Source organism: Parabacteroides caecihominis, assembly GCF_023656785.1.
GTDB classification, from domain to species: Bacteria; Bacteroidota; Bacteroidia; order Bacteroidales; family Tannerellaceae; genus Parabacteroides; species Parabacteroides segnis.
In genome coordinates, this window is the sequence record NZ_JAMOKS010000002.1 from 146,541 (window position 1) to 159,638 (window position 13,098).

Genomic DNA, 13,098 nt, shown 5'->3' on the forward strand with positions numbered 1-13,098 from the left:
AATTTTACTTTTGTTTTTTTCTATAAGCTTGGTTTGGATGATTCGGGATGGTCGGATAAAGACGCTCTAAACGCTCCTGAGCCAAAAGGAGAGGCAATATCTTATTCTTCAAATAAGTTGGTGTACGAAGAATCACTGCTGCAATCTCATCAACGCTTTTAAATGTATCGCAACAAATCTCAACAACCAACGTCATTAGTTCTTCATTCCTCATCCATTTCTTTCCCCGAGGTGTCATCGTTTCTCCCGAGGTGTCATCATTTCTCCCCGGAGGTGTCATCATTTCTCCCGAGGTGTCATCATTTCTCCCCGGAGGTGTCATCGTTTCTTCAAAAAGATTCTTTTGAACAGATTTTTTCTCTTCGCGTAAATTCAAATGGTAGACAGTCCATCGTCCTTTATTTTCTGCGACCAAGTATCCCTCATTGCATAAATCTTTCAATAACTGAGATATTTCCGTTGAATGTTTATTTATCAGTTGCTGTAATCTGACATTAGACACACATCCTTCCATTTCGGCAGTCGTGAGTGCAATTAATCCGTCACCATATAAATGGGTAATTTCTTCCCCAAAAACAGAGATAAGTTTATTTATACTTTTTTGAGGCAATAACTGCTCCATACTCAGGCACAACTCAACTCTATCCGGACGAGGCAACACATTTATCAGAGGCTTTCTCCAATGTGCTCCTTCCCAGGCATTCATAATCCGAGTGCTTCCGGAACCAGCCTTTTCTCCATACCCTAAAAGCAGAAACATTGTTTGGATACTATTATTACGCGGAACGCTAATGCCTCCTTTATAATATTGAGCTTGACTTATCAGTAGACATCCCGGATTAGAGAATAAGAAACAATCCGTATACTTCTTTATTACAACTCCCCCTATCCCGAAATAATCCGCATGAATCAAAGTATTAGCCAATGCTTCCCGTAAGGCTTCATGAACAGCCCCTTCATCATGCCTTTGGCCATTCTTTAGCTTAAATGTTTTCGGAAGAGAACGACTCACCTTAGGCCACACCAAATGAAAAAATTGAAATAGATTAGCCTCCCAGGTCCCATCCGGATAAACTCTGTCTATCCAACGTTCTCCGCTTTCCGGTATCTCTTGATAATCTACATGATAATCAGGAAAAGCCTCTACTATACTTTCTGTTTTACCAAACATCAATAAACCAGCAACCGTTAAGCCTTCTTTTCCTGTATACCTATCCTTTTTCCAACCGCCTAATTTCAGTAATAACCCTTTATCATCCCATTTTAAAAAAGGATGGCCCGGTCTTACACTACCTAGCAACTGACGATATTGAGCGACAGATACTTCATCAAGATCTTCCAATGAAATCATCTTGAAACTTACGCATCACCATCTGTGGCAGACCATCATAGAAGCATTGGTCATCCTTTTCTGAAATGCCTAGGATGATGATGCCGCCTTCGGTATTTGCAAAAGAAGAATAAGATTCCCAAAAGCTCTTAGGAAATCCACCTTTCGCACTTTTAAACTCCAGATCAAAAGATTCCGTCAGCAATCCTTTATTCTCCAGAAATTCCACTATGGAACTATAATTGTCTTTCATTCACGACTCTTCTGCCAATATTTCCAGCCGGACCATCCAACCGCAGCAATCAGCAATAACAAGATTAGGAAAGAACTATAAGCTGAAACATTAGCGGCAAGCACATAAGTATCCGGATGGAAATCAAAAACGATTGTATGTTCTCCCGCGGGTACCAGCATTCCACGTAAAATCCAGTCGGTACGGAAATGAGTCGCATCTTTTCCGTCTATTGTAACTTTCCAACCCGGATAATAGATTTCGGAGAAAACGGCCAGTTGTTCCGAAGATGCTTTCGTTTTATATATCAACCGGTTAGGACGGTACTTTTCCAACACAATCGTTGCCGTGGAATCTACCTGCGGAGTAAAGCCTTCCAGGTCTTTCGCAAAGCGCTTATCCACCACTGCTGTCTCCAACGGATCAATCGTATTCAAGGCTTCAATCTCAGCATCCGCATTTTCTACAATATCCACCTTATCTACAAACCATGCATTTCCATAAGCATACGGATTTCGAATCGGCGCCTGGTCCGGATTATAAATAATATACCGTGTATTCAACATGTTTAAAGAAGGAGAGGCTGCCAGGACAGGCATTATATCCTGTATGCTCTGTGCCTTTTGCAAAGCACCGATAATATTACGGTATTCACCATCCAGACGATAATCAATCAATTCCTGGTAACGACGTAATTTAACGGCATGATATCCTCCAATCGAATGATGGAAATAAGAAACGTTTGTATCCTGCCACGGATTATTCAGTCCAAACACGCGGTAAGATTCATCCGTATCCTTAAATATCTCTTTATCGGCAACACTTTCCTTATAAGATTCTTCCGCTTTTTCCTTTACATAATTACTATCGTCCAGATAACGACGGTCGACAGACCATAAATCAACCAATATCAACACGGCCATACCTGCACTCACAATCATAGAAGCAGTCGTCTTATTTTTCGCCTTCCAGTACCAAAGCAATAAACCGGCTCCCAACAAAATAAAAATCAAAGAACGCAAAGCATCCGACGAAGCCAGCGAAGCACGGTCCATCAACAAAGCAGTGTAATACCATTCCGGAACCTGGTTCTGGAACTGTGCATCATAAGCAGAATGGAAATTCAATAATAATGAAGGTATCAGGAAAACAATCAGACAAATACCACCAGTTATGCCTAAAGACCATAAAAAGCCTTTTTTCATCGTTTTATCATCCACATTTCCCCTGAATATTTCCCGTAATCCCCAAATGGCAACAAGAGGAAATACCAATCCTGGAATCACCAGAGCCATTTCTACTGTTCTGAACTTATTATACAACGGCAAATAATGGAACATTATATCATTGAATGCATCAAAATTACGCCCCAAGGCCAGGAATGTAAGGAAAACAGCCCCGCCAAACAACCACCATTTCATCGGGTTACGCACCACGAACATTCCCAATACAAACAAGAAACATACCAATGCTCCAAAATAAACAGGTCCTGATGTAAATGGTTTATCTCCCCAATAAGTATAAGTCTGAACCTCTTTTCCCACCTGGGCACCGTTTTTCTTCAATTCCTTATACAACTCGGAAGAACTGCCTAATGTACCTCCCGAACTACCTCCATATACATCCGGGATCATGACAGTCAATAATTCCTTCCAGCCATAACTCCATTGGAAAGCATAATCTTTATCCAAACCGGAAGAAGCTTTCTCCACTTTTCCCGTTTCGTCTGGTTTAGGCGTCAGTTCAGAGGCTCCACGGATAGAATGTTGTCCCAAATCCCAGTTGGAATACATATGTTTTGCATTGGGAAGGACTGCTAAAACTACACATGCCAGCATAATCAAAGACGTTTTAAGCCAGTCGGCAGTCTGCTTTTCCTTAAGCATCTTGATAGAATATCCCAAATAGATGAAGAAGCATAACAAAACCAGATAATAAGTTATCTGAACATGCCCGTTTAACAAAGAGAAAGCTACTCCTAAAAGGAACAGGACTGCTCCCCAAAGCCATTTTCGTTTAAACAGCAAGAACATACCCGCCAACGTTACAGGCATATACCCTATCACATAAGCCTTTACAATATGTCCCGCTTCAATAATGATTATATTATAAGAAGCAAAAGCAAAGGCAATCGCTCCCGCTATCGCCAGCCACCAGTTCACTCCCATGATGCACATCAACAGATAAAAACAGACCAATCCGGTAAAAACCATGGCAGCATGAGTATATCCCGGAGCCTTCAACCATCCATCAACAATGCCATAAGAAGGCAATTCCGGAGCCGGACTTCCATATCCCGGCCCATAAGGCATCCCCGAAAACATAGCATCCGACCATACACTAAACTCACCCGGTTCAGCAGTCTTTGCATATTTATCGACCTGACTTCCTCCCATACCGGCAGCTTTCACATTATCACCTTGTCTGATAACCTTTCCATCAAACACTGCGGGAGAGAAATAAGCCATCACCAACCCTAAAAACAAGACAAGGGCAGCCACATGCTTACCCACATTTTTCATCATACTATGCATAATATGTATCTTCTATATATTTTCGTTTACACTCTACCTTTGAACCACTTAGCAAAATAAAAGCGAATAGCAAACCAGACATGGAGCAAAGATGTTGATATTACTCCATAATACCGGCACATAATATCATATCTTTCTTTCAAAGAGGCTTTGCGCTGGGTCGTGCTAACCCCACCATCCAGGAAGTTAGATAATGTCATTCGCGTATTATATATTTTACCTGCTTGTTTCATACATTTGATACACCAGTCGAAATCAGCAGAATAGCGATATGTTAAATCATATAACGGAGCAATACTACGTTTTGTTATAAATGACTGATGACAAACTAACATGCCCATCCGGAAGCTTTTCCATGTAAGTTTGTTTGGGGCCTTCAATCTCCGTTGTCCTAACGATTTACCTTCTTCATCAACAATAACTGTTTCTCCATAAATAATATCAGGCAGAACTTTCTTCTTCTGAACTAAAGAGGCAACCCTTTGTACGATATCGGAAGTAAATAAAGAATCCCCGGCATTAATAAACCACACATAGTCGCCCGTAGCCTTCTGAAGACCTTTATTCATTGCATCATAAATACCTTTATCCGGCTCACTTACCCAATAGGAAATACCGGAAGCATATTGCTTTATAATATCCACCGTCCCATCCGTCGAGCCTCCGTCAATAACGATATATTCAATGTTCGGATACGATTGGCTCAGCACCCCAAGAATAGTCTGCTCTAACCAACGGGAAGCATTATAGGTGATTGTTATGATTGAGAAAACTGGTTGTTGCATTAATTAGACTTTCCTATTTGTATTTACATTAAAAATTTACGGCTTACTTTAGTTTCGCCTTAACAAAATTAACCACCATCTTCGGATTATTGATTGCCTTTTTTATGCCTTTTAAACGGGCATTCAGAATATCCTTCGATAATAACCATTTTAAATCATACCAGAAACCTGAATGGTGAACTTTGTTCTTATCTAATATATATTTAAAGATAGAGTATTTTGAACGCCCTTGAAAATGAAGACAGTAAAAACGGATTAACGAGTTATCACTTTCCAGTTTTCCGTAAGGAAGATTTTCTTTCCAGTAGACTTTCTTTTTACCATTTTTCATTTCAAAACCAGCAGACCATGTAATACAACCATCAAAGCAAGAGCCTTCTATTGGAGTTGCAATATCTATAACATTACATTTAACATTCTCCTGGTACCAAACAAATGCGGTCATATCACAAATCCCACCTAATTTTTTTTCAGACTTCAAGTTTTCATAAATCCCATCCATTTTATTTATATAAGAAGGAGATGTGTACATCAACATCATATAATCGCAGAAACTTTTAATTGAATGAGCATTAAACAAAGAACAGCCTGGCCCCAATTTATTGCAAATAGTAAAATCACAGCCTAAATAATGATTAAAGACATCATCAACATTACAATAGAACAACACATCAGAATCCATACACAAAAAATCCTGCAAGCCATTTTCTTTAACAAAGTCGTTAATGACAAACCACCTTTGAAAACAAAAGAGCTCATAATCATATGGATTAGATGATCTATGCTTATAAATTTCTCCAAAATGTATAAGGCCCTCTGAATAGTTCTTTATATCATAATGCTCTACAAAATCATAGCACTTTGTACTTTCATCACTAATCAGACAAATCCGGCTATTAGGATTAAACAATCGTAACTGCCTCAGTACTATAGGTAAATAGAAAGTATTACCCTTGTGAACTATTAAAATCGGTATATTCATAAGTTACTATAACTCCCCCCAATAATATCAAAATGCATATTTATTATAAACTTCACAAGTATTTTTCACCATCAAATCTATTGAAAAGTCTTTCAGCCTTATCCTTCCTGCATCCCTTAAATCATCAGCAAGATACTTATTTTCAATAACTTTACGTACAGCCTCTGTTATCGAATCCAAATCAGATGGGTCAAAATAAACAGCCGCATTTTCGGCTATCTCAGGGAAACAACTTGCCTTGCTCAAACAAACCGGACAATCATTTTGAAATGCTTCCAATATAGGAATGCCAAATCCCTCATAAATAGATGGGTAAACAAAAGCTAACGCATATCTGTAGAGAGAAGCCAGCTCACTATCTGAAACTGATTTTTGAATAACCCGGTCTATTAATTTGATTTGATTTAATTGTTCCAATTCTTCTCGGCTAAAGGGATTCCCTGTACATACGATTTTTAAATCCTTATATTTGTTCAATAGAGGAACCATTGCCTTTATAAAGTTCCAGAAATTTTTATAGCCTTTACGTTCCCCCACAAACAAAAGATAATTCTCAAAAAGAGCCCCCGCTGATTTACAATGCTGCTTATAGCCATGATATACGACTGTAATTTTATCAGGGCTAATGCCAAACAGTTCAACCAAATCCTTTTTAGTATTCTGGCTAACAGCTATGATATGTGCAGCTTCTTTTGCCAATAAACGTTTATTTTCAGATGTATTATCATACGTCAAGAATAAATCAGGAAACTTCTCATGATTCATATCATGGACAGTAATGACAAAAGGCTTCTTGATTTTTTTTATAAAATATGGATCATAATAAGTAGGATGAAACAAATTAAATTCATTCTTCTTTATTGCCTGATTAGACAATGTTGTATTTCTATGATAGTAATATAATCTTTTTAATCTAAAAGGAAGTATATCTAAAAACTTCCTCGTTACGACATCCTCTTTTTCTCTTAAATAATGGTTTTCACTGTATAAGATAGGTAATTCGCCCTCATATCCAAGAGGCAAATCGAATATCAAGTCAGAAAAATATCGGGTAATTCCTCCATATTTTTGCATTGAAAACATTTGATGATCATACAAAACCTTCATAGAGTACCTATTATTTGTTCTTAATATTTATATTTCGCATATATTACACCTTTTCTAAAAATAGAGGAAATATCTATTGAATCATAATCTACATCCGAATAAACATCCAACATATATCCTTTAGAAATAGATAACAAGTAATTATCTCCCAACATTTCGGAAATCATTTTCTCATCATTTGGACGATGGTAGGAACATACTATTATTTTTTTCAGCACTCCATTTTGAATCATTTTCTCTGCTCCTTTTAACATAACTTCTTCTGCCCCCTCAATATCAGCTTTTATAGTAGAAAGGTTTATGCCCTTTTCATAAAAATAATCATCCAGCCGAATCATACACCCTTCCGAGTTATCCGATACATATTTATTTATAATACGAACCTTCTCTTTCCAAGGAGAAAAAGTTAAATTAAGAGCTTCTATCCATCCTTCATCGCATTCAAACAAATATAGGGTCTTTACACTTTCAATAAGACTTAATCCCCATATACCTTCAGCTGCACCTATATCCGCTACAATTTCATTTTGAAAAGACATCTCCCCAAATGAATAACTGTGAGGAGAATCTTTATCTTGTTCTATACATAAACACCGATACAAATCCTTTATTGCACTTTTTGATAATTCTCGCTTAAAATAAAGCCTTTTCCCTTTATGATTTACATAGAAGAGTCCATTACTTTTATCTTTTGTCAATTTGATTTTTTGTGTCAAATATTTGTTTCTAAAAGAATAGTTTATTTGTGAAATCAAAGAATATCTTAAATATTCCATAATCTCTTTTTTATCTTGTAAGGGCAATTTACAACTTGCCGACTCCAAATACAATTTAGTTTTTCTAGTTAATCGATACCTTTTGGTGTTGAGAAAAGATTCAATCACATATTTGAAGAACAGTAAAAATCGAATATACATAAAACTCATGATATTTAATACATGCCTAAAAAATAACGCACCAGCCTTTTATAAGAAAAAAATTGGTGGGCAACAGTAAAATCATCAATTTCCACATTTGCCTTTATATAAACCGGATGTTTTAAAGGGAATTTCATTTCCTCAGAAGGAACGAATAAATCATCATTCCGGGCAGTAGTATGTGTAGCCTCAATTGAATGCAGACCAATATTTGTAACTAAGTTAACCATAGGATAAATCGATAATCTATTCTGGAGTCTATGCATAAAAAAATATTGAGTATCCCAGGTATTAATACCCTTATTACCTCCTAACACATCTGAAAGAAAAGTTGAAAAATACATTTCTTCCTTCAAATTTCGGAATAAACCTTTCCGCTTGTACTTGTCGTCTCGAACCTCATTCCAATAAGGAAAATTCACATCATAATCTTTCCAGACCCTCCGCCAGGAAGCCCATCCCCAAATATGGGATACAGAGCAAAAATCATAACTATACTCACTCTTTACATCATTTCGCAAAAAGTTATTTCCCCCAATGTGTCCAATACGCTCATCATCCTTATATTTCAACAATAATTCTTCGCAGAAAGGAAAAAATGACAAATCCGGCAAACAATCATCTTCTAAGATTACACCATATTCTTCACATTCAAAAAACCATGAAATAGCAGTCGAAACAGCCATTTTACAACCTAAGTTAGTATCACGAAATAGAGTATGAACTTCACAAGGCCAATCAATTAAATCAATAATATGACGGGTTTCCTGACTTCGTTTGATTTCATCCGAGCGATTCTCACGTGGAGCATCTGCTGCTATATACAGCTTTGTTGGCTGAATTTGCTTAATGCGTTCAAATACTCTTCGTGTAGTATCCGGACGTGCAAATATTAAAAATAAAATAGGGGTCCGATACATATTTACTTTTTTAGTCCGTTAGCCAAAGCCTCTAAATAACCTCTACCGTTCTTCAAATCTGGTTCCATATAATTACCTTCGGCCCATTCATTCCATGATTTCAATATGACAATTTTGTGTTCATCCGATTTATCAGATATTGACTTAACCACAGTCTCCACATGCTTCTGAAACAAAGCTGGGGTTGAATTTTTCAGTATAGAACCATATTTACCAGTTCTTGGAGAATGATCCCAATTAGGAACTAAAGTAGGATACACATTCTCTCTTTTATCTTCCAGACCAGAGAAATATTTCATTGCATCTTTATATTCATACCAAAATCCATGTTTAAATATCTCTCTATTAATTTTATTAATTGCCATTCTTAACAAAGACAACCCTACTCTTTGATATTCAAACAATCGGACAACATTAACAGCATTATATCCTAGCGCCAACAAAGTATCTATATAATCAGGTCGGTAAGTATGAGCTACAAAATGGATTCCAAGAAGTCCATTTTGTTTGGCAAGTTCTTGCCAACAATCTATAAACTCTTTGGAATCAGGAATTTCCTGCGGTGAAAAAACTAAAAAGAACGGTTTACCATCAACCGTCACATAACGTTTATCCTTAAAAGCAGGCAACACATCATAAAAATGTTTTTTGTAATCTTCTATTCCATTATAAGTTTGTCTCATTACTGGCTCTTTAGTTTTCAAGCCACAATAAATACCATGCCAACTATGATTAGCCCATGCAAGACAAAAAGGGAAATCAGGCTTTCCCGAAGATAATACTTCATTAAATGGGCGTTCTAACAATCTGCGTCCATTACCAAACCAATAATGCCAATAGCAAAAACCTTCAACACCATATTCTCTAGCCATCTCTGCCTGAGCTTCTCTTGTTTCAGAAACTCTAAGATCATAATAACCTAAATCTGCAGGAATTTGCGGTTGATAATGTCCTCGAAATAGAGGTTTAGCTTTACCTACATTTGTCCATTCTGTAAAACCTTTACCATACCACTTGTCATTTTCCGGTATAGGATGATATTGAGGTAGATAGAAAGCTAATACTCTTGCTTTATTATTTTGTTTCATTAAAAAATCGTTTGTTCTCCTGTTTTTCCAATCATACCATGATAAAAACCATACAATAGGCCTTTTATCTTAGCGAACTTATTATCTTCGTAACATATAACAAAAAATAATCTTTTATAGAACCAATAGTACAGAAATCCTTTCCAATTAGCCCATGGATATAAGCGTTTTGTTATTATACCATTTCTTACAATATAATAAGATCTTACTGGCGAATATTCATTGGGAAAGAATGTTTTCCACAAAAATTTATGTTTTGTCTTTTGGTATCCGGCACCATGAACTAAGTATACTTGTGGCATCACACGGGTAGTGATGCCACTTTTCTTTGCACGCAAAGAAAACTCAGTGTCTATCGCATCAATGAAAAAGTCATCCCGAAACAAGCCGATTTTAGAAAAAACTTCTACAGGATATACACTTCCAGATGTCATCGTTGTTTCTACTTCAATAAAGCCGTCATCTATAGATGTATACAATGCTTTGTCATGAAGCAAATAGTTCGGGGAGAAAATAGACCTGATATTTGATTCCTTGATCGCTTTCAAATACAACTTAAAATCTTTTTTCACAAAATGACTATCCTGATCCATCGTCAATAAATAGTCATATTGATTTTCTTTCGCATACAAGATAGCTTTATTTAAAGCTTTTCCTATTCCTAGATTTTTACCTACTCCCATCAAAACGATTTTCTCTTCCCAAGTTGGAAAATGCAAATCCAATTGATTTCCAGGGGTATTATTCCAAATAATCAACTTATCAAGTAAATCTATATATGATGCGATATTTTTCCAAACTTCATCAGTTGGGTAATAAAATATCACGATTCCAAGCGTTTTCATATTATTTCAACTTACGCCCTAGTATATAAATATTATCCCAGCCTTCCTGAGAATATATAATCTCCAAATTAAAGTATGAGAAAATCTTTTCCAATAGCTTAACAGTAAAAATATGATGATGAAAACAACGATTTTCATCATTTTTCATAGAACGTCCTATGAAAACATCTTTGTTATTACCCACAACATCCTTATCCAGATCATGCAATTCTATTATTTCATCGAAATGCGTCATATCGTTTTCATTCACATCATTTGTATAGTCCTCCAACAAATGAGAAAAGGAAGTATCGGGTCTTCTATGATCAAAATTAGAAATTTTATTAGGTAAAATAAGAAGGATATATCCACCTGTATTCAATACGTTCAACCAACTTTTAACGGCTTTGAGTGGATTAGCGACATGCTCTAAGCAATTCGATGAAATGATAAAATCATACATTTTACCGACAATCATTTCTATTTCTGTTGCTTCTCCTATGAATTGAGTTCCTAAATTTACACCTTTGTATTTGTATGTACCTTGACTCAAATTACCCTCCCAAACCGTTTGATAAGAGTAGTTACATCCATCTACCCTATTAGCCACAGAATAGATCGGCAAATTACCTTCTTTACTAAAAATATAAGATCCCCCGCCTACTTCCAAGCCGTTCTTATTCTTAAACAACGGTAAAAATTCTATCAGCTTCCGTTTAATCTGAGGTTCCTTGAAACAATATTTAAGAGCCTGTGGATTACGGATATAATTTAATATGGTCCCTAAAAAACAATTATAAATTATCACCCTGAATCCTACAGGAAGTTTTCTATACAATTTTACAATCATACAATATGCTGTTTCTATTTATTTTTTAAAAATAAAAGAAATACTCTCTCTCAATACAACAGACCTCGTTAGCCACAATATCAAAATATACAGTACCGCTACAATAACAATTTTGGCAGTAAGCAAATAATACAAATTATTAATACCTATTGTTGCAAACCAAGATATAGAAAAACAGAAAAAAACGAGTAATAAATAAGGAGAAATATCCCGCAATAACTCAATTGTTTGAATACCAATATATTTTTTACCACAAAAATGCCATCCAAAATTTAATAAAAGAGTAAGAGCGGAACATCCTATTATCATTGGAAAAATCCCATAAGATGCTAAAAATAAAGCCAATAATAAATTAAGACCATAAAAAGTAGAACTTACATAAAGTATAATGTTCGACTTGCCATGAGAAAATAGTATTGCCCAATATAAATTAGTAATAAAACTAAATGAATACGCAATAGTCAGAATTTGAAGATAAGGAACACTATTGAGCCACTTTTCTCCAACTGTTAGTAATATAAACTCTTTGGCGACAAAAGCCAGTCCCAATAATACAGGAAAAGAAATAAAAGCACCAAATCGTAACATTTTTCTAAAAACTTTCTTCTGTCGTTCTTTATCATCCGCGACCTCAACCAAAACAGGTTGTGCCACCCCCTGTATCATATTGCTTATTGTCATATTCCCTAAGACCATCCATTTATTCCCTTGTGAATAGTAACCCGTATCTGTATCTGTATAAAATTTACCCAACAGTACAGAAAAAATATTCATATTCACTTGCCCTAAAATATTATTAAATAATATTTTAGAACTAAATCCAAACATTTCTTTGATTGGAGAAAGATCAAAGGAAAGGGTTGGTCTCCACCCAGAAAAACACCAACGCAATAAGGTTGCCACTAAACATTGAGAAACTAATTGTATAGCTAATCCCCAATAGGCAAAACCCAGCAATGCAAATATTAAGCCAACTCCTCCTGAAATAGATACAGCAGCGACATCAATAATTCCTCGTTGCTTCACCTTTAACTTCTTAAATAAAATAGCATTATGTGCTATCCCAAAACTTGAAATCAAGAAACTTAAGAATAATACACGGGAAAGATTAAGAAGAACCGGTTTATTATAAAATTGGGCAATCAGAGGAGCAGCAAGAAATAAAATCATATAAATAACTATTCCACAAAACGCACTAAACCAAAAGACAGCATTATAGTCCTCATGCCGAATAGTCTTTTTATTAATCAACGCCGTAGTAAAGCCACTATCCATAATCGTATTGGCAATAGCACTAAAAATAGCAAGCATAGCCACCAATCCATAGTCATCCGGACTAAGTATACGGGCTATCACAATCCCAAATACCATTCCTATTATTTGTTGGAAGAACGTACTAATCCCTCCCCAAAAAAGGCCTTTAGCCGTTTTATCTTTCAAAGTTTCCTCAGCCATAATCACTAACAGGAATAAGGTATTTCTAATTTTAGTTTTGACTTTTCTTTCAAAACAACTGTCATACTCTCATT

12 protein-coding genes are annotated in these 13,098 nt (G+C 35.9%); all 12 read right to left on the reverse strand.

The features are described from left to right. Window positions 1–4: 4 nt before the first annotated feature. Window positions 5–1,351 (reverse strand): DUF8451 domain-containing protein, encoded by a 1,347-nt coding sequence (locus NBH14_RS01720; protein WP_250817081.1) that lies wholly within the window; start codon window positions 1,349–1,351, stop codon window positions 5–7. Then, window positions 1,329–1,583 (reverse strand): AlbA family DNA-binding domain-containing protein, encoded by a 255-nt coding sequence (locus tag NBH14_RS01725; RefSeq protein WP_250817083.1) that lies wholly within the window; start codon window positions 1,581–1,583, stop codon window positions 1,329–1,331. Before NBH14_RS01725 ends, NBH14_RS01720 begins: the two co-directional genes overlap by 23 nt. Beyond that, complete coding sequence (locus NBH14_RS01730) at window positions 1,580–4,096, reverse strand: YfhO family protein (RefSeq protein WP_186958106.1); 2,517 nt, start codon at window positions 4,094–4,096, stop codon at window positions 1,580–1,582. The genes NBH14_RS01725 and NBH14_RS01730 overlap by 4 nt, the downstream gene beginning before the upstream one ends. A 26-nt stretch (window positions 4,097–4,122) precedes the next feature. Continuing rightward, complete coding sequence (locus NBH14_RS01735; RefSeq protein ID WP_128132762.1) at window positions 4,123–4,881, reverse strand: glycosyltransferase family 2 protein; 759 nt, start codon at window positions 4,879–4,881, stop codon at window positions 4,123–4,125. A gap of 43 nt (window positions 4,882–4,924) precedes the next feature. Continuing rightward, entirely contained in the window at window positions 4,925–5,863 is a 939-nt protein-coding gene (locus NBH14_RS01740; protein ID WP_186958105.1) for a hypothetical protein, read from the reverse strand. Between the two features lie 27 nt (window positions 5,864–5,890). Next, entirely contained in the window at window positions 5,891–6,970 is a 1,080-nt protein-coding gene (locus NBH14_RS01745; RefSeq protein ID WP_186958104.1) for a glycosyltransferase family 4 protein, read from the reverse strand. A gap of 20 nt (window positions 6,971–6,990) precedes the next feature. Next, on the reverse strand, window positions 6,991–7,746 hold the full coding sequence (locus NBH14_RS01750; protein ID WP_128132758.1) for a hypothetical protein: 756 nt from the start codon (window positions 7,744–7,746) through the stop codon (window positions 6,991–6,993). A gap of 155 nt (window positions 7,747–7,901) precedes the next feature. Next, entirely contained in the window at window positions 7,902–8,807 is a 906-nt protein-coding gene (locus NBH14_RS01755; protein WP_186958103.1) for a hypothetical protein, read from the reverse strand. 2 nt (window positions 8,808–8,809) lie between these two features. Then, entirely contained in the window at window positions 8,810–9,895 is a 1,086-nt protein-coding gene (locus NBH14_RS01760; RefSeq protein WP_186958102.1) for a glycosyltransferase WbsX family protein, read from the reverse strand. Continuing rightward, complete coding sequence (locus NBH14_RS01765; protein WP_186958101.1) at window positions 9,895–10,740, reverse strand: glycosyltransferase family protein; 846 nt, start codon at window positions 10,738–10,740, stop codon at window positions 9,895–9,897. The genes NBH14_RS01760 and NBH14_RS01765 overlap by 1 nt, the downstream gene beginning before the upstream one ends. 1 nt (window position 10,741) lies before the next feature. Further along, window positions 10,742–11,569: a class I SAM-dependent methyltransferase gene (locus NBH14_RS01770; protein ID WP_186958100.1), complete on the reverse strand. Its 828-nt coding sequence runs from the start codon at window positions 11,567–11,569 to the stop codon at window positions 10,742–10,744. A gap of 18 nt (window positions 11,570–11,587) precedes the next feature. Further along, complete coding sequence (locus NBH14_RS01775; RefSeq protein WP_186958099.1) at window positions 11,588–13,024, reverse strand: lipopolysaccharide biosynthesis protein; 1,437 nt, start codon at window positions 13,022–13,024, stop codon at window positions 11,588–11,590. Window positions 13,025–13,098: the final 74 nt, after the last annotated feature.

What these genes read in the sequence shown, in the direction of transcription:
- NBH14_RS01725 (WP_250817083.1), bottom strand. Translation starts at nt 1,583, where the DNA reads ATGAAAGACAATTATAGTTCCATAGTGGAATTTCTGGAGAATAAAGGA.
- NBH14_RS01765 (WP_186958101.1), bottom strand. Translation starts at nt 10,740, where the DNA reads ATGAAAACGCTTGGAATCGTGATATTTTATTACCCAACTGATGAAGTT.
- NBH14_RS01730 (WP_186958106.1), bottom strand. Translation starts at nt 4,096, where the DNA reads ATGCATAGTATGATGAAAAATGTGGGTAAGCATGTGGCTGCCCTTGTC.
- NBH14_RS01750 (WP_128132758.1), bottom strand. Translation starts at nt 7,746, where the DNA reads ATGGAATATTTAAGATATTCTTTGATTTCACAAATAAACTATTCTTTT.
- NBH14_RS01770 (WP_186958100.1), bottom strand. Translation starts at nt 11,569, where the DNA reads ATGATTGTAAAATTGTATAGAAAACTTCCTGTAGGATTCAGGGTGATA.
- NBH14_RS01760 (WP_186958102.1), bottom strand. Translation starts at nt 9,895, where the DNA reads ATGAAACAAAATAATAAAGCAAGAGTATTAGCTTTCTATCTACCTCAA.
- NBH14_RS01720 (WP_250817081.1), bottom strand. Translation starts at nt 1,351, where the DNA reads ATGATTTCATTGGAAGATCTTGATGAAGTATCTGTCGCTCAATATCGT.
- NBH14_RS01740 (WP_186958105.1), bottom strand. Translation starts at nt 5,863, where the DNA reads ATGAATATACCGATTTTAATAGTTCACAAGGGTAATACTTTCTATTTA.
- NBH14_RS01755 (WP_186958103.1), bottom strand. Translation starts at nt 8,807, where the DNA reads ATGTATCGGACCCCTATTTTATTTTTAATATTTGCACGTCCGGATACT.
- NBH14_RS01735 (WP_128132762.1), bottom strand. Translation starts at nt 4,881, where the DNA reads ATGCAACAACCAGTTTTCTCAATCATAACAATCACCTATAATGCTTCC.
- NBH14_RS01745 (WP_186958104.1), bottom strand. Translation starts at nt 6,970, where the DNA reads ATGAAGGTTTTGTATGATCATCAAATGTTTTCAATGCAAAAATATGGA.
- NBH14_RS01775 (WP_186958099.1), bottom strand. Translation starts at nt 13,024, where the DNA reads ATGGCTGAGGAAACTTTGAAAGATAAAACGGCTAAAGGCCTTTTTTGG.